We start from the raw sequence: 16,851 nt of genomic DNA on the forward strand, positions 1-16,851 counted from the left end.
ACAAACCGCCTTCTCGAGGTCGTGCAACGTGCCCCGAGCCTGACCGCCGGCACGCACACGGCGCGCACACCGCGCTCACAAAGCGAGGCGGGCCACCGCCGATGCCGCGTCCAGCTCCCAGCCGTTCGCGTACGCCGCGGCGAATTCGTCCTCGCCGAGCGCGGCCCGGCCGCGGCTGGTGAGGGCACGGACCTGCGGATCGGTGCGGTCGTGCGCGCCGCGCAGCCGGGCGGCGGCGCCGAGCAGGACGGCCGATTCGTGCGGCCGCCCGAGTGCGTCGGCGAGGGCGGCCGTGTGCACCGCCACCAGGGACAGGATCGGCAGGTCGCGGGCCGCCAGCGCGGCCGCGTACGCCGCGCGCCCGGCCTCGGCCGCGCCGGCCAGGTCGCCCTGGGCCAGGCATAGGGCCGAGCGCGCTCCGGCGATCAGCGTCCGGGCGTGGTCGGAGGGGAACCCGGTGTCGCCGAGCAGCCGGCGTTCGGCGTCGTCGAGCAGGGCACCGGCCTCGGCCGGCTCGCCGAGCTGCACCCGCAGCCCGGCTTCCCAGCCGTCGACCAGCACCGGCAGGTCCGCCGACGACGTGCGCCGCACCCGTTCCCGGGCGGCGCCGATGACGTCCAGGGCCCGGCCGGTTTCGCCGCGCCGGACGTGCAGGTCGAACCAGCGCAGGTCGTTGTAGAGCTGGTCGCCGAGGCTGGGCACGCCGAATTCGCCCGCCAGCGCCCGGGCTTCGCGCAGGTCGGCCAGCGCGCCGTCGAGGTCGTCGTAGCGCCGCAGCTGGGCGCGCATCGGCAGCGTCGCCGCCTGGCCCCACCGGTCGCCGGCCCGCCGGAAACCCGCCAGGGCCGCCTCCACGTGGACGCGCACCCGGTCGAGCTCACCCGCGTTCTCGGCGATTTCGGCCTGGAACTTGTGCGCCAGCCCGGACAGCCACTCGTCGTCGCGCTCGGCCAGCCGCCGGAAGTGCGCGGGGGCGGTCTCGTCGCCCAGCAGGAAGAGCAGCATCGGGCCGAAGACGCGGTAGTGGCTCGGCAGGCCGGGGTGCGCCAGCAGCCGTCCGGCCAGCTCGCGCATCTCCGCGCGGTCCGCCTCGGCCTCCCGGGCGGTGAGGCCCGACAGGATGTCCGCCCGGCTGAGCAGGTGGGCGGCCCGCGCGCAGTCCCGCTCGGGAGACGGCTCGCCGGGCACCGCCAAGGCCTCGCCGAGCCAGTAGCCGGCGTCGGCGTCGCGGCCGAACATCTGCCAGTACCAGGTCAGCGCCAGGGCCAGGCCGATCGCGGCGGCGTTGCCGGTGGTGCACAGGTGCCGCAGGGCGGCGAGCGTGTTGTCGTACTCGGCACCGATGACGGCCATCGCCGCCAGCTGGCCGGGTCCGCGCAGCTCGGGGTCGTACCGGGCCGGCAACCCGGCGAAGTGGGCCGCGGCCAGGTCGCGGACCGGGCCGAGGTCGCCGGAGCCGGTGAGGCGCTCGAGCCCGTACTCGCGGATGGTCTCGAGCATGCGATAGCGCCCCGGCGCGAGCTGCAGCAGTGACCGGTCGACGAGGGCGGCGAGCAACTCGGGCACGTCGCCCGCGGGCACCGCGCCGGCGCAGACGGCGGCGGCCGACGCGGCCGTGACCCCGCCGGGCAGGACGGAAATCCGGTCCGCGACCGTGCGTTCGCGCTCGTCGAGCAGCTCCCAGCTCCACGCGATGACCGCACGCAGGGTGCGGTGCCGCGGCGGCGCGGTCCGGCTGCCGGTGGTGAGCAGCCGGAACCGGTCGGCGAGCCCGTCGGCCAGGTCGGGCAGCGACAGCGTCCGCAGCCGGGCGGCGGCCAGTTCAAGGGCCAGCGGCAGGCCGTCCAGGCCCCGCACCACGCGCACGACGTCGGCCCGCGTGGTGTCGTCGACGGCGAAGCCGGGACGCACGGCGGCCGCCCGCTCGGCGAACAACCGCACGGACGCCACTTCGCGGACGTCGTCATCGGGGCCGGGCAAGGCGAGCGGGCCCAGCGGCACGAGCGCTTCGCCGTCCACGGCCAGGGGTTCGCGGCTGGTGGCGACCACCCGCAGGCCGGGGCAGCGCGGCAGCAGCGTCGCGACCAGGTGGGCGACGGCGTCGATCAGGTGCTCGCAGTTGTCGAGCAGCAGCAGGCTTTCCCGCCCGCCGAGTTCGCTGACGAGCACGTCCGTTTCGCCTCCACCGGCGCGCCGGCGGGCGTCGAACAGCGCGCCGCCCCGCAGCCCGATCCCGGCGAGCACGGCCTGCCCCACCTTCGCCGGTTCGGTGACGGACGCGAGGTCGACGAGCCGGACGTCGTGCCGGTAGCGGCGAGCCGCCTCCAGCGCCAGCCGGGTCTTGCCGGCGCCGCCCGGGCCGAGGACGGTGACCAGCCTGCCGGTCGTGAGCAAGGCGCCGAGGCGCGCGAGGTCGTCGTCGCGGCCGAGAAAGCTGGTCAGCGGCGCGGGCAGGGGAGCGGGCCGGGGCCGGTCCGGTTCGGGCGCGGGCTGCAACAGGCGCAGGTGGCGTTCCCGCAAGGCGGTGCCCGGATCGGCACCGAGCTCTTCCGCGAGGGTTTGGCGGACCCGCTCGTACACGGTCAGCGCTTCGGCCTGACGTCCTTGTGCGGCAAGCGCGTCCATCAGCAGGGCCGCCGCGCGTTCGTGCGCCGGGTGCTCGGCCAGCAACGCGGTCAGCCGGGCGGCGGCCGGCTCGGCGCGTCCCAGCGCCACCTCGGCGTCGGCGAGGTCGGCGACGGCCTCGACCGACAGCCGGATCAACCGGGTCGCCACCGCCGGGGCGACGGCGGCGATGACCGCGGGCTCGCCCCACAACGCCACGGCCTCGGCGAGGGCGGCGCTCGCGGCGTCCGCGTCCCCGGCCCGCAGCCGTTCGCGGCCTGCCGCGGCGAGCTCTTCGAAGCGCACCGCGTCCACGGTGTCCACGGCCAGCCGGTAGCCGCCCGCGACCTGCACGAGCACCCCGTCGGCCGCGGTGAGGGCGCGGCGCAGCCGGGAGACGAGGGTCTGCAGGGCCGAGGCGGTGCCGGACGGCGGATCGTCGCCCCACACGGCGTCGACCAGCACGCCCGGCTCGACCGCACGGCCGCCGGCGAGCGCCAGCCGGACGAGCAGGGCCTGCAGCCGCGCGCCCGGCACCGGCAGGACGACGTCACCCCGGGACACCTGGAACGTGCCCAGCAGCGTGATGCGAAGCCCCTCCATGCGTCGATCGTGTCAGCGCCGCGTGCGTCGCGTGTGAGCGGCCCGCCGCAGCCTTCGGACATCGGATCCAGCAACGGAGGCAGACATGACCGAGACGCAGATTCCCTGGGTGCGCAGCTGGGGTGCGGCACCCCAATCGGCTCACGACGGGCTGGGCTCCCTCGACGACCACCCGCCGCTCGCCGGCGTGACCCTGCGCCAGGTGGTGCGCCTCAGCGGTGGCGGGCGCCGGGTGCGCGTCCGCTTCACCAACGAGTTCGGGACCGCGCCGGTGACCATCGGCGCGGCGCACGTGGGTCTCGCGGTGCCGGGCGGCGGGGTGCGGGAGGGGCGCGCGCTGACGTTCGCCGGTGCCGCGTCCGGCACCATCCCGGTGGGGGCGCCGATGCTGAGTGACCCGGTCGACCTGCCGGCGGCGGCGCTCACGGAGTTGTCCATCAGCCTCCACCTGCCCGGACGCGTGGAAACCTGTACGTGCCACGATCCCGTCCTGGACACCGGCTGGACGATCCCCGGTGACGCCGTCGCCGCTCCCGAGCTGCCGCCGGACGCCAGGGAGCTGCCGGCGCGGGCGCTGCTCTCCGCGGTCGACGTGCTCCCCGACGCGCCGGCCTCGGCTGTCGTCGTGATCGGCGACTCGCGCACCGACGGCGCCGGGTCCACTCCGGACACCCACCACAGCTGGCCGGAACTGCTGGCCGCGCGCGGCGGCGGCTTCGTCGTCAACCAGGGCATCAGTGGCAACCGGATGCTCAACGACCGGTTCGGTGCCTCAGTGCTGGCCCGCTTCGACCGGGACGTCCTGGCGACGCCGGGCCTCGGCGGCGTCGTGCTGTCCGCGGGCGGCAACGACATCGCGATCTCCTTCGCCCCGCGCGACGACGGTCCTCTCGCCGACTTCCTGAAGATGTTCCCCGGCGGGCCGGTGACGACGGACGACGTCATCGCCGGCTTCCGGCAGCTGGCGGCCCGGGCGCGCGAACACGGCGTCCGGGTCTACGCCACCACCATCGCGCCCTTCGGCGGCTCGGAGGCCTACTCCGCGGAGGGCGAGGCCGCGCGGCAGGTGGTGAACGAGTGGATCCGCACCGGCGGGGCGTTCGACGCGGTGCTGGACTTCGACGCCGTCTGGCGCGACCCGGACCAGCCGAGCCGGATCCGGGCGGAGTTCCACTCCGGCGACTTCCTGCACGGCAGCGACGCCGGTTACCGGGCCTTGGCCGAGTCTGTCGATTTGTCGCTTTTCGGCTGACACCGAACCGGGCGCCTTCTGGGGCGAAATCGGGACGCCGATCGCGGAAACGCGGCCACCATGGCGGAATGGCGTTCACCGAACCACCCGATCCGGGGCTTGCGCGTACGCTGGCCGAGCTGATCGGGCAACTGCGGTTGCTCAAGGCGTGGGCGGGCGGCCCGTCGTACGCGCAGATCGCCGAGCGGGTCAACCGGCTCTGGACGGCCGCCGGGCGCCCGCCCGGGGAGCGGACCGCCCGCACGACCGTCGCCGACTGCTTCAAGACCGGCCGGGCGCGGCCCAACACCGACCTGCTGCTGGCCGTGGTCGAGGTGCTGCACCCGGACCCGGGGTACGTCGGCGAGTGGCAGGACGTGCTGCGGGTGGTCCGCGGCCGCGCGGAGGCGGCGATCTTCGTGCAGGCCCAGCTCGGCTTGCCGGAGGCCGTCCCGCACTTCACCGGGCGCCGGGCGGAGCTCGCGCGGCTCGGCGAGGTGCTCGGCGCGGGTGGGCCGGCGGTGATCGCGGGCATGGCCGGGGTCGGCAAGACCGGACTGGCCGTCCACTTCGGACACGAGCTGGTGCGGACGGGCCGGTGCGACAACGCGCTCTTCGTGAACCTGCGCGGGTTCCACCCCGACTCCGGCCAGCCGCCGGTGGACCCGGGCGCGGTGCTCGACTCGTTCCTGCGCCTGCTCGGCGTCCCCGGCCACGCCGTCCCCGCCGACCTCGCCGGCAAGACGCGGGTCTACCAGGAGCGTTCGGCCGGGCGGCGGCTGCTGGTCGTCCTCGACAACGCCGGCAGCGAGGACCAGGTCCGGCCGCTGCTGCCCGGCGAGCGGGGCGGCCCGGTGCTCGTCACCAGCCGCCTGGCGCTCACCGGACTGGCGGGGGCCACGCCCGTGCCGCTGGACGTGCTGAGCCCGGACGACGCGTTCGCGTACCTGAGACGCACGGTCGGTGCGGCGCGGGTCGACCAGGCGCCCGGCGTGGCCCGGCGGATCACCGCCGAACTCGGGCGGCTGCCGCTCGCGCTGAGCCTCGCCGCGCTCTGGATGACCGCGCCGGCCCACCGGTCGTGGCTGCTGGCCGACCACCTGGAGCGGCTGGAGCAGCGGCGTGCGCACCTGCGGCTCGACAACGCCGTGGACGCGTCCATCAGCCTGTCCTACGACCAGCTCGCCGAGCCGGAACGGCGGGTCCTGCGGCTGCTCGCCCTGCACCCGGGCGCAGACCTGGACGCCTACGGCGTCGCCGCACTGGCCGGGACCGGCCTGGCGGAGGCGACCCGGACCGCGGACCGGCTCGTCGCGGCCAGCCTGGTGCGGCGCGGGGAGGCGGGCCGGTTCGAGCTGCACGACCTCATCCGCGCGTTCGGGATGGCGCGGGCGCAGGACGAGGACGCGCCCGCCGCCCGGAAGGCCGCGGTGACCCGGCTGCTCGACTACTACACCTTCGCCGCGGCGACCGCGATGGACCAGTACGCGCCGCGGATGCGGGACTACCGGTTCCGCGTCCCCGACCCCGGCCTGCCGATCCCGCCGCTGGCCGACCGCGAGCCGGCGACCGCGTGGCTGGACGCCGAACGGGCCAACCTGGTCGGCGCCGGCGTGCACGGGGTGCCGTCCGGCCACGCGGGCCTGCTGTCGCGGCTGCTGTTCCGGTACCTGCAGACCGGCGGCCACCTGAGCGAGGCGCTGGTCCTGCACACGAGCGCGGCGGAGTCGGCGGACCCGATCGCCCGCGGGCACGCGCTGCTGAGCCTGGCGGCCACCCACGGCCAGGTCGGGCGCTACGACGTCGCGACCCGGCACGCCGAGGAGGCACTGGCCTGCTTCCGCGGCGCCGGAGACCGTTCCGGCGAGTGCCGGGCGCTCGGCACACTGGGCGCGATCGCCTCCTGGAACGCCGATTTCGTGCGCTCGGCGGGCTTTCAGCGGGAGACGTTGTCGCTGGCGCGCGAGCTGAGCGACCGGGCGGGCGAGCGGACCGCGCTGACCAATCTCGGCTTCGTCTACGGGCGGCTGGGCTGGTACGCGGAGGCGCTGGAGAGCCACCTGAAGGCACTGGCCATGGACCAGCAGTCCGGCGACCTGTGCGACACCGGCCGCACCCTGCTCAACATCGGCGACACGCACCTGCGGTCGGGCAGCCACGCCGAGGCCTGCACGTACTTCCGCCGCGCGACGGCGATCGCCGAGCAGGCGGGCGACCGCGACCTGCACGTGGAGGCGCTGCTGTGCCTGGCGGAGGCGTCCCAGGAACTCGGCCGCACGGACGACGCCCGCACGACCCACGAGTGCGCGTTGGCGATGGCGGCGGAATTGGGCAGTTTGCACGCGGCAGCGCGGGCGCACACGGGCTTGGCCAGGGCGTTGACCGCGGTTGGTGATCCGGAGGGCGCGCGGCGCCATTGGCTGGCGGCGCGGGAGCGGCACCGGGAGCTGGGGTTGCCGGAGTCGCCGGAGATCGCGGCGGCGCTGGGTCGCCCGGTGGCGGCGGGCGGCTGACCGGCGCCGTCCGGGTTCGTCCGGGATTGCTGCCCGGGCCCCGCGCCGCCCGCAATGCTCGCAGCCGGCGCGGGGGGTGCGAACCACTTCCCACGCCTCGGACACCCACCGTCGAAGGGAGACACCATGGGGCGCCTGATCGACCGCGTGCTCAACCGGCTCGTGCCCACCGCCGAGGCTTCGGCCTGCAGCGGCGCCTACTTCTGCAACGCCCAGGGCCACCCCGGCTACTGGTACCGGTTCTGCTGCCCGCAGACCGGCTGCGAGTGGTCCAAGGTCCGCAGCAGCTGCTGAGCCGCACCGGCGACGTGCCGGGTGGTGTCCGCCCCCTTCCCCGCGGACACCACCCGGTGTGGGGGAGTGACATGGAGTACCTGCGGGCCGCCGGCACGGCGCTGATCGCCGTGGTGTTCGCCGCTTCGTCGTTCTCGAAGCTGCGGGACTTCCGCGGGTTCGCGCGCTCGGTGCCCGCGCTGGTGCCGATGCCCGCGCGGTGGGTGACGCCGGTGTCGGTGGCCGTCGTGGGCACCGAACTCGCCTCGGCCGTCCTCGTGCTGGTCACCCCGATCGCCGGTTTCGCCCTCGCGACGGCGTTGCTGCTGGCGTTCACCGCCGCCATCGCCGCTTCACTGCGACGCGGGCGGCGTGCTCCCTGCCGCTGCTTCGGCGCGACCGAATCCCCGATCGGTCCGCGTCACCTGGTCCGCAACACCCTGCTGATCTGCTCCGCCCTCCTCGGCGCGCTCGCGCCGGAGCACCTGCCGTCCGTCGCCGGGGCCGCGGTGGCCTTCGCGGCCGGCGTCGTGGTGGCCGTGCTCGTCATCGCCATGGACGACATCGCTGTCCTGTTCGCAAGGAGTTCCTGATGCCCATCGTCGTCGCCGCGCTGGTGCTGCTCGGCCTGTGCTGCCTGCTCAACCTGCTCCTGACCGTCGGCATCCTGCGCCGGATGAGGACGCAGACCGGGCAGCCGAATTCCGGTTCGCTCTTCGCGCTGCAGCCCGGTGCGGCCGTCGGCGAGTTCGCCGTCACCACGACCGACGGCGAGCCGCTCACGGCTGCCGAGCTGAATGGCACCGTGGCGTTCTTCTCCGCCGACTGCGTCGCCTGCCACGAAACCCTTCCCGGCTTCCTCGCCTACGCCCGCGCGCAAGGCCGTGACAACGTCGTCGCCGTCTTCGCCGGCGACGAGCCGGAAACCGTGCGCGCGCTCGCCGAGGTCGCCCACGTGGTGACGGCGGCGTTCGACGGCGGCCCGGTCGCCGCCGCGTTCCGCAACACCTGGACGCCCGCGCTGTACGTCGTCGACGGCGGGCGGGTGACCGCGACCGCCGGACGGGTGCACGAGCTGCCCGTGCCCGCCGGCCGGTGACCGTGGCGGAACCGGACCGGCGGATCGGCGCGGGCCAGGTGCGGGCGGCGGCCGCGGCCGCCGCCGCGCTGCTGTGGCGGTCCGGCCCGGCGCGGCTGCTGGGCCTGCTGGTGCTGACGGTGGCCGCGGCCGCCGCCCCGATCGCCACCGCCTGGCTGACCAAGCTCGTCCTCGACCGGCTCGTCGAGCGCACGGGCTCGGTCGGCGGCCTCGCCGGGGCGCTGGTGCTCACCGGGCTCGCCGTCGCCGCGCTGCCCGTGCTCACCCACTACGTCCGCGCGCAGATCGGCCGCGCGGCGAGCACGGTCGCCACCGACCGGCTGTTCGCCGCCCTCGGCCGCCAGGTCGGGTTGCGCACCTTCGAGGACCCCGCCTACCAGGACCGGTTGCGGCTGGCCCAGGAGAGCTGCGGGCGGATGCCAGAGATCGTCGACGGCGTCGGCGGCACGCTCAGCGGGACGCTCTCCCTGGCCGGCTTCCTCGGCTCGCTGCTCCTGCTGAGCCCGGCGATGACCGGCGTCGTGCTGGCCGCCGCGCTTCCTGCGCTGCTCGCCGAACTGCTGCTGTCGCGGCGTCGCGCCGCGGTCGAGTGGCGGATCGAGCGGTTCGCCCGGCGCGAGTTCTTCTACACCCAGCTGCTCACCGGCATCCCCGCCGCGACCGAGATCCGCCTGTTCGGCATCGGGGCGTTCCTGCGCGCCCGGCTGATGGACGAACGCCGCAGCGCCAACGAAGCCCAGCGCCGGATGGACGTCCGGGAGCTGTGGACGATGGGCGGGCTGACGGCGCTGAGCGCGGCCGTCGCCGGGGCGGGTCTCTGGTGGGCGATCACGTCGGCGCGCGCCGGGTCGCTCAGCGCCGGCGCCGTCTCGATGTTCGTCGCCGCCGTCGCCGGGGTGCAGGCCGCGCTGGGGACGCTGGCGTCGTCGATCGCCAACGGCCAGGCCCGGCTGCTGTCGTTCGCGCACCACGTCGCCGTGGTCCGCGCGGAACCCGACCTGCCGAGCGGGTCCCGCGACACGGTTCCCCCGCTGCGGCACGGGATCGAGCTGCGCGACGTCTGGTTCCGCTACAGCGACGAGCACCCGTGGGTGCTGCGCGGGGTCGACCTCACGATCCCGCACGGCACCGCGGTCGCTCTCGTCGGTCTCAACGGCGCGGGCAAGAGCACGCTCGTGAAGCTGTTGTGCCGCATGTACGACCCGACGCGGGGGCGGATCCTCTGGGACGGCGTCGACCTGTGCGACGTGCCGCACGCCCTGCTGCGCAACCGGATCAGTGCGGTGTTCCAGGACCACATGAACTACGACATGACGGCGGCCGAGAACATCGGGCTCGGCGAACTGTCCGCACTGGACGATCGAGCCCGGCTGGTGGCCGCGGCGACCCGCGCGGGCGCGCACGACCGGATCGCCGCCCTGCCGGAGGGCTACGACACGCCGCTCACCCGCATCTTCGAGATCGGCACCTCGGCCGGCGTGGTGCTGTCCGGCGGGCAGTGGCAGCGGCTGGCGCTGGCGCGGTCGCTCGTCCGGGAGGGCCGCGACCTGATGATCCTCGACGAGCCGAGCTCCGGCCTCGACCCGGAGGCCGAACACGAGGTGCACGCCCGCATCCGCGAGCACCGGCAGGGCCGCACGAGCCTGCTCATCTCGCACCGGCTGAGCACGGTCCGCGACGCCGACAGCATCGCCGTCCTCGAGGACGGCCGCGTGACGGAACTGGGAACGCACGACAGCCTGCTCGCTGCCGGCGGGGGTTACGCCCGCCTGTTCCGCCTGCAGGCCGACGGGTACCAGGCGGCGTCGTGAAAGTTCTCCTAGCGCTGTTGGCTTTCGGCGTCTTCGCCGTCCGCCGCCGGCTGATCATGACCACTGTGGACGGTCCGAGCATGGAGCCGGCGTTGTCGTCCGGCGACCGGGTCCTGGTGCGCCGGACCCGCCGCGCCCGCCGCGGCCAGGTGGCCCTGCTGCGCTTCCCCCAGTTGCCGAGCGGCGCGCCGGTGGGCGACCAGCTGCTGCTCAAGCGCGTGGTGGCGGTGGCGGGCGACCGCATCCCGGCGGACTGGGCCGACCCGGACATCCACGGCCTCGGCGGCGAGCTGGTCCCGCCCGGCTGCACGGTGGTCCTGGGCGACAACCGGCCGACCAGCTGGGATTCGCGCCACTACGGGTTCGTGCCGCGGGAGCGGATCGTGGGTGTCGTGGTGCGCCACGTACCCCGCGCGAACGACGGCTCGTGAGTGGTAAGGCGGGTTAGAACCCGCCTTACCACTCACGACCGGCCGCGGTCTCAGCGCCGGCCGCTGATCGTGGTCGCTCCCGCGTAGCGGGCCTCGGCGCCGAGCTCCTCCTCGATGCGGATGAGCTGGTTGTACTTGGCCGTGCGGTCCGCCCTCGACAGCGAGCCGGTCTTGATCTGGCCGCAGTTCGTGGCCACCGCGAGGTCGGCGATCGTCGTGTCCTCCGTTTCGCCGGAGCGGTGGGACATCACCACCGAGTAGCCCGCCTTGTGCGCCGTCTCGACCGTGGTCAGGGTTTCGGTCAGGGTGCCGATCTGGTTCACCTTCACCAGGATCGAGTTCCCGATGCCGCGCTCGATGCCGTCGTTCAAGAGGTTCACGTTGGTGCAGAAGACGTCGTCGCCGACGAGCTGGACGCGGTCGCCGATCGTGTCGGTCAGCTGCTTCCAGCCGGCGTAGTCGTCCTGGGCCAGACCGTCCTCGATGGACACGATCGGGTAGCGGGCGGTGAGCTCGGCGAGGTAGGCGACGTGTTCTTCGACGCTGCGCTTGCGGCCTTCGCCCGTGTAGTCGTACACCTCGCCGGTGTAGAACTCCGACGCCGCCGGGTCGAGCAGCAGGGCGATGTCTTCGCCGGGCGTGTAACCGGACTGCTCGATGGCCCGCAGCACGAACTCCAGCGCTTCGTCGGCCGAGCTCAGGTTGGGCGCGAAACCGCCTTCGTCGCCGACGTTGGTGCTGTGCCCGGCGTCGTGCAGCGACTTGCGCAGCGTGTGGAACACCTCGGAGCCCATTCGCACCGCTTCGGCGAACGTCGGCGCGCCGACCGGGCCGATCATGAACTCCTGGAAGTCGATCGGGTTGTCCGCGTGCGCGCCGCCGTTGATGATGTTCATCATCGGCATCGGCAGCAGGTGCGCGAACACCCCGCCGGCGTACCGGTACAGCGGCAGCCCGTTGGCGGCCGCGGCCGCCTTGACCACGGCGAGCGACACGCCCAGGGTGGCGTTCGCGCCGAGCCGGGCCTTGTTCGCGGTGCCGTCCAGCTCGATCAGTGCGCGGTCGACCGTTGCCTGCGCCTCGGCGTCCAGGCCCACGATCACCTCGGCGATCTCGGTGTTGACCGCGTCGACGGCCTTGCGCACGCCCTTGCCGTGGAACCGCGTCTTGTCCCCGTCCCGCAGCTCGACCGCTTCCCTGGTCCCGGTCGAGGCGCCCGAGGGCACCGCGGCCCGGCCGCGCGAACCGTCCGCCAGCTCGACGTCGACCTCGACGGTCGGGTTGCCCCGGCTGTCCAGCACTTCACGGCCCTTGACACCGACGATGGCAGTCATCGCACTCCTCGTGAGTTCGTCGAGCGGGAGCGGCGCCACGGTGAGCCGCGAGACGAGGCGAGGCTAGCAGAATTTCACTGAATCGATCCCGAGGAATTTTTGCCCCGGCGAGCGGGGAGCCGGACCGTGACGAGGAGGCCGCCGTCCGGACGCGGTGCCAGCTCCAGCATCCCGTCGTGGGCCCGGACGATGCTGTGCACGATCGCCAGCCCGAGGCCGACGCCGTCGTGTTCGTCGGTGCGTGTGCGCGCGGTCCCGCGCTGGAAGGGCTCGGTCAGCGTCGGGACCAGCTCGGGCGGCAGCGGCCGTCCGGTGTTCTCGACCAGCAGCACGCTCGCGTAGCGACGGCGTTCGGTGCGGACGGTGACCGTGCCGTCCGGCAGGTTGTGGACGATCGCGTTCTGGACGAGGTTCGTCGCCATGCGCAGGAGCAGCGCGGCGGACCCGGTCGCGTGGACCGGCTCCCCGGTGACGTCCAGCTCGATCCGCCGCTGTTCGGCCAGTGGCAACAGCGTTTCCGCGGCTTCTTCGGCGACGAGGGAGAGGTCGACGGCCTCGCGGGTGAAGTGCCGCCGGTCGCTGCGGCCGAGCAGCAGGAGGGCCTCGGTGAGGTCGATCGCCCGGGTGTTCATCGTGCGGAGCCGGTCGACGAGCTCCTCCCGGGGGTAGTCCGGGTCCTGGCCGGCGACGTCGAGGATGGCCTGCGAAACGGCCAGCGGCGTGCGCAGCTCGTGGGAGGCGTTCGCGGCGAACCGCTGCTGCTCGCCGACCTGGGATTCGAGCCGTTCGAGCATGGTGTCGAAGACGTCGGCGAGCTCGCGGAACTCGTCGGCGGGGCCGGTCAGGCGGATGCGGTGGGACAGCGAGCCGTGCGCGGCCAGCCGGGCGGCGTCGGCGATCCGGGTGAGCGGGCCGAGCATCCGTCCGGCGAGGAGCCAGCCGCCGAGGACGCCGAACAGGAGCAGGAAGCCGAGCGCGGTGGCCGCGGCGGGCGCGAACGTGCGCACGAGCAGGTACCGGTTGGGCGCGATCCAGAGCAGGTCCTGATCGTTGTCGGGCACGTACCGCAGCAGGGACACCCACACGACGGCGAGCAGCACCGCACCGGCGAGCAGGAGGAACCCGGCGTAGCTGATGGTGAGCTTCAGCCGCGCGCTGAGCCCGGGGCGCCTGTTCACGAGCCGTGAGGGTAGGCCGGACGGGATATCGCGGGCATATGCGGTTAATCCGTTGGTCACCCGCCGGGCCGTCGGCTACGGTCGGGCCGCTCCGACCGGTCCGCAGAAGGGGGCAGCATGCGCCAGATCCGCAACACCGCCGAATCCCCAGTACGCGTTGCGGCATCCGGAGTGCTCTTTGTCCTTCACTTCTCTCAACATCGGGATTCTCGCCCACGTCGACGCCGGTAAGACCAGCCTGACCGAACGGCTGCTGTTCGACACCGGCGCGGTCGGTTCGCTCGGCCGCGTCGACGACGGCAACACCCAGACCGACACCCTCGCCATCGAACGGCGGCGCGGGATCACGATCAGCACCGGCGTGGTCTCCTTCCGGGCCGGCGACCGGACGGTCAACGTCATCGACACGCCCGGGCACGCCGATTTCGTCGCCGAGGTCGAACGCGCGCTCGGCGTGCTCGACGGCGTCGTCCTCGTCGTCTCGGGACCCAGCGGCGTCCAGGCGAGCACGCGCATCCTCTGGCGCATCCTGCGCCGGCTGCGGGTGCCGACGCTGGTGTTCGTCAACAAGCTCGACCAGCCCGGCGTCGATCCCGCCGGGGTGCTCGACGACCTGCGGGCGAAGCTGTCCCGCGCGATGGTGCCGGCCGCCGAGGCCGTCCGTGACCAGGTGACGGCCGGCGCGGCCTACCCGGTGTTCTTCGGCTCGGCCATGACCGGCGCCGGCGTGCCCGAGCTCATCGCCGGCATCGTGGACTTCCTGCCCACGGCGGTGCCGGGCACCGAACTCCGCGCGACCGTCTTCAAGATCGAACGCGGCCGCGGCGGCGACCGGATCGCCTACGCCCGCGTGCACGGCGGGACGTTGCGGCTGCGTGACCGGGTGGACCTCTTTCGGCGCGCGGGGGACGGCACGGTCGAGCGAAGCCGGCGACGGGTCACGGCGATGACGCTCGCCGGCACCAAGGTCACGTGCGCGGGTGCGGGCGACCTGGTCCGGCTCTCGGGGCTCGGTGACGTCCGTGTCGACGACCGGCTCGGTTCCCCGGACGGCGTGGCGGACGCCGGGCTGTTCCCGTCGCCCGGGCTCGTCTCGGTCGTCACCGCGCGGCCCGGCGAGGAAACCCGGCTGCACCAGGCGTTGCGGGAGCTGTGCGACCAGGACCCGCTGCTCGGTCTCCGGGTCGATCGCGGCGGCCTGTCGGTGCGGACCTACGGCGAAGTCCAGATCGAGGTGCTCCTCGAGCGGCTGCGCGAGGAGTTCGGGCTCACCGCCCGGTTCGCGCCGCCGGAGCCGGTTCACGTCGAAAAGCCCGTCGGTGTCGGGGAAGCGGTCCAGTTCCTGGACCGGCTCGGCCCGGCCGATCCGGTCGCCACGGTCGGGCTGCGGGTGGCTCCCGGCGACACCGGCAGCGGGATCCGCTACGAGCTGGCCGTCGAACGCGGCTCACTCCCGCGGGCCTTCCACACGGCCATCGAGCAGACGGTGTACCGCGCGGCGGGGTGCGGCCCGCACGGCTGGGAGGTCACCGACTGCGTCGTCACCCTGACCCACTCGGGGTTCCAGCCACCGCTCAGCACGGCCGGCGGGTTCCGGGAAGTCACCGCGCGGCTGCTGGCACTGGCGCTCGCGCGGGCGCGCACCCGCGTGTACGAGCCGGTGGACCGGTTCGACCTCGAAGTGCCCGAGCACGCGGCCGGAGCGGCGCTGATCGTGCTGGCCAAGCTGGAGGCCGTCTGCGAGCCACCGGTGATCGAGGCCGGGGTCGCCCGGCTGAGCGGCACGCTCCCGGCGGCCGCGACTGCGGGCTTCCGGCGTCGGTTGCCCGCTCTCGGCCAGGGCGAAGCCGTCTTCACGGCCGAGCCCGGCGGCCACCGTCCGTGGCGGCCGTAGGGGGACTCCAGGCGGCGGAGACGCCTGCGGTCGTCGGGTGAACGCGCCGGGCGCTGTTCGGCCCCATTGTCGGCGTTGGTGATTGACAACCCGGGGCCGGGCAGCGACCGTGTGACGGCGTCTGGGAACGCTCCCAGAAGCTCACTTCGCCCAAGGGAGTGCCGATGTGGGGAAGAGCCGGGAAACGTCCTGCCGCGCTCGCGGTGGCGGGACTCGCGGTCGCCGCCGGGGTCGTCACGACGACGACGGCGGTGTCGTCCGCGCGTGAGTCGAGTGCCGCGTTCGCCTGCCGCGTCACCTACTCGGCCAACGACTGGGGAAGCGGGTTCGGCGTCACCGTCGGGATCGCCAACGTCGGCTCCGCGGCGGCCGACGGCTGGACGCTGACCTACTCCTACGCCGGGAACCAGACCCTCCAGCAGGGCTGGATGGGCACGTGGACGCAGTCCGGCAAGCGGATCACCGTCACCAACGCGAGCTGGAACGGCGCCATCCCGGCCGGCGGCTCGGTCAGCACCGGCGCGAACTTCTCCTACAGCGGCACCAACACCACGCCCACCGACTTCGCGGTCAACGGCGCCGCGTGCACCGGCACCCCGCCGACCACGGCGACCACCCCGATCACCAAGCCGACGACGACCACCTCGACCCCGCCGCCGCCCGGCCCGGCGCCCGCGCTGCACGTCTCGGGCAACCAGCTGCTCACCGCCGACGGCAAGCCCTACCGGCTGCTCGGCGTCAACCGCTCCAGCGGCGAGTTCGCCTGCGTGCAGGGCAAGGGCGTGTGGGACAGCGGCCCGGTCGACCAGGCTTCGGTCGACGCGATGAAGGCGTGGAACATCCACGCGGTCCGGATCCCGCTGAACGAGGACTGCTGGCTCGGCCTGTCCGGCACCCCCAGCGGCGCCCCCTACCAGCAGGCGGTCAAGGACTACGCGAAACTCCTGGAGGCCAACGGGATCAACCCGATCCTGGACCTGCACTGGACGCACGGCCAGTACACCGGGACGTCGTCGGCGTGCACCGACGTCAACGCCACCTGCCAGAAGCCGATGCCCAGCCGGCAGTACACGCCGGCGTTCTGGACCCAGGTCGCCACCGCGTTCAAGGGCGACGACGCCGTGGTGTTCGACCTGTTCAACGAGCCCTACCCGGACGCGGCCGCCAACTGGTCCGACGCGGCCGCCGCGTGGAAGTGCCTGCGCGACGGCGGCACCTGCACCGGCATCGCCTACCCGGTGGCGGGCATGCAGGAACTCGTCGACGCCGTCCGCGCGACCGGCGCGAAGAACGTGGTGATGACCGCGGGCCTCACCTGGACCAACGATCTGACGCAGTGGCTGGCGTACAAGCCCGTGGACCCGGCGGGCAACCTGATGGCGTCCTGGCACAGCTACAACTTCAACGCCTGCGTCACCGTGTCCTGCTGGGACAGTCAGATCGGGACGGTCGCGGCCCAGGTTCCGGTGCAGGCCGGGGAAATCGGGCAGAACAGCTGCGCGCACGACTACGTCGACCAGGTGCTGGCCTGGCTGGACGCGCACCACCTCGGGTACACGGCCTGGACGTGGAACCCCTGGGGCTGCAGCGGCGGCAACGTGCTGATCGAGGACTACGCGGGCACGCCCACCAAGACCTACGGCGAGGGGTACCGCGCCCACCTCCTGACGGTCAACCCGTGACGGGCCGGTGGTCACCGCGGCCGGCCGGGCCGCGGTGACCGCCGGTGCTCGCCCCGGCGAGGTCGTCCGTGCCAGTCTGCACGGTGGACACACCCGCTCGCCGTCACCCGGGGGACTTCATGGGCAAGCTCCTGCTCGCCGCGCTGCTCGCGGCCTTCGCGCTGGGCCCGTCGCCCGCGCCGCCACCCCGGCCGCCGG

12 protein-coding genes are annotated in these 16,851 nt (G+C 73.9%); 9 read left to right on the forward strand and 3 right to left on the reverse strand.

Annotated elements, in window-relative coordinates; all coding sequences use genetic code 11:
- Positions 1-75: 75 nt before the first annotated feature.
- Positions 76-3,207, reverse strand: a complete 3,132-nt coding sequence (locus tag ACWEVN_RS17225) for a BTAD domain-containing putative transcriptional regulator (RefSeq protein WP_452051891.1) — start codon at positions 3,205-3,207, stop codon at positions 76-78.
- Positions 3,208-3,292: 85 nt separating this feature from the next.
- On the opposite strand from ACWEVN_RS17225, the gene ACWEVN_RS17230 reads away from it, so the two are divergent.
- The 7 genes from ACWEVN_RS17230 to ACWEVN_RS17260 all read left to right on the forward strand — a co-directional run bounded on the left by ACWEVN_RS17230 (position 3,293) and on the right by ACWEVN_RS17260 (position 10,565).
- Positions 3,293-4,459: an SGNH/GDSL hydrolase family protein gene (locus tag ACWEVN_RS17230; protein WP_452051892.1), complete on the forward strand. Its 1,167-nt coding sequence runs from the start codon at positions 3,293-3,295 to the stop codon at positions 4,457-4,459.
- Between the two features lie 68 nt (positions 4,460-4,527).
- Positions 4,528-6,951 carry a tetratricopeptide repeat protein gene (locus ACWEVN_RS17235; RefSeq protein WP_452051893.1) on the forward strand — a complete coding sequence of 808 codons (2,424 nt, stop codon included), beginning with the start codon at positions 4,528-4,530 and terminating at the stop codon, positions 6,949-6,951.
- Positions 6,952-7,077: 126 nt separating this feature from the next.
- Positions 7,078-7,245 (forward strand): hypothetical protein, encoded by a 168-nt coding sequence (locus tag ACWEVN_RS17240; RefSeq protein ID WP_449685261.1) that lies wholly within the window; start codon positions 7,078-7,080, stop codon positions 7,243-7,245.
- A gap of 71 nt (positions 7,246-7,316) precedes the next feature.
- Positions 7,317-7,817, forward strand: a complete 501-nt coding sequence (locus ACWEVN_RS17245; RefSeq protein WP_452051894.1) for a MauE/DoxX family redox-associated membrane protein — start codon at positions 7,317-7,319, stop codon at positions 7,815-7,817.
- Positions 7,817-8,323 (forward strand): TlpA disulfide reductase family protein, encoded by a 507-nt coding sequence (locus ACWEVN_RS17250; protein ID WP_449685263.1) that lies wholly within the window; start codon positions 7,817-7,819, stop codon positions 8,321-8,323. Before ACWEVN_RS17245 ends, ACWEVN_RS17250 begins: the two co-directional genes overlap by 1 nt.
- Entirely contained in the window at positions 8,320-10,134 is a 1,815-nt protein-coding gene (locus ACWEVN_RS17255) for an ABC transporter ATP-binding protein (protein ID WP_452051895.1), read from the forward strand. The genes ACWEVN_RS17250 and ACWEVN_RS17255 overlap by 4 nt, the downstream gene beginning before the upstream one ends.
- Positions 10,131-10,565 (forward strand): S26 family signal peptidase, encoded by a 435-nt coding sequence (locus ACWEVN_RS17260; RefSeq protein WP_452051896.1) that lies wholly within the window; start codon positions 10,131-10,133, stop codon positions 10,563-10,565. Before ACWEVN_RS17255 ends, ACWEVN_RS17260 begins: the two co-directional genes overlap by 4 nt.
- A 50-nt stretch (positions 10,566-10,615) precedes the next feature.
- On the opposite strand, the gene eno is transcribed toward ACWEVN_RS17260, so the two are convergent.
- Positions 10,616-11,899 carry a phosphopyruvate hydratase gene (gene eno, locus ACWEVN_RS17265; RefSeq protein WP_449685266.1) on the reverse strand — a complete coding sequence of 428 codons (1,284 nt, stop codon included), beginning with the start codon at positions 11,897-11,899 and terminating at the stop codon, positions 10,616-10,618.
- A 74-nt stretch (positions 11,900-11,973) separates the two neighbouring features.
- Positions 11,974-13,077, reverse strand: coding sequence for a sensor histidine kinase (locus ACWEVN_RS17270; RefSeq protein ID WP_452051897.1), 1,104 nt, complete (start codon positions 13,075-13,077; stop codon positions 11,974-11,976).
- Between the two features lie 178 nt (positions 13,078-13,255).
- Between ACWEVN_RS17270 and ACWEVN_RS17275 the strand changes: the two genes are divergently transcribed.
- A complete protein-coding gene (locus ACWEVN_RS17275; protein ID WP_452051898.1) occupies positions 13,256-14,971 on the forward strand; it encodes a GTP-binding protein in 1,716 nt (571 codons plus the stop codon).
- 164 nt (positions 14,972-15,135) lie between these two features.
- A complete protein-coding gene (locus ACWEVN_RS17280) occupies positions 15,136-16,653 on the forward strand; it encodes a cellulase family glycosylhydrolase (RefSeq protein ID WP_452051899.1) in 1,518 nt (505 codons plus the stop codon).
- Positions 16,654-16,851 lie beyond the last annotated feature (198 nt).

The sequence above is a fragment of the Amycolatopsis sp. NPDC003861 genome (assembly GCF_053605405.1).

Excerpts from the sequence above, each read along its gene's own strand:
- ACWEVN_RS17225 (WP_452051891.1), bottom strand. The coding sequence starts at position 3,207 with ATGGAGGGGCTTCGCATCACGCTGCTGGGCACGTTCCAGGTGTCCCGG.
- ACWEVN_RS17230 (WP_452051892.1), top strand. The coding sequence starts at position 3,293 with ATGACCGAGACGCAGATTCCCTGGGTGCGCAGCTGGGGTGCGGCACCC.
- ACWEVN_RS17235 (WP_452051893.1), top strand. The coding sequence starts at position 4,528 with ATGGCGTTCACCGAACCACCCGATCCGGGGCTTGCGCGTACGCTGGCC.
- ACWEVN_RS17240 (WP_449685261.1), top strand. The coding sequence starts at position 7,078 with ATGGGGCGCCTGATCGACCGCGTGCTCAACCGGCTCGTGCCCACCGCC.
- ACWEVN_RS17245 (WP_452051894.1), top strand. The coding sequence starts at position 7,317 with ATGGAGTACCTGCGGGCCGCCGGCACGGCGCTGATCGCCGTGGTGTTC.
- ACWEVN_RS17250 (WP_449685263.1), top strand. The coding sequence starts at position 7,817 with ATGCCCATCGTCGTCGCCGCGCTGGTGCTGCTCGGCCTGTGCTGCCTG.
- eno (WP_449685266.1), bottom strand. The coding sequence starts at position 11,899 with ATGACTGCCATCGTCGGTGTCAAGGGCCGTGAAGTGCTGGACAGCCGG.
- ACWEVN_RS17280 (WP_452051899.1), top strand. The coding sequence starts at position 15,136 with ATGTGGGGAAGAGCCGGGAAACGTCCTGCCGCGCTCGCGGTGGCGGGA.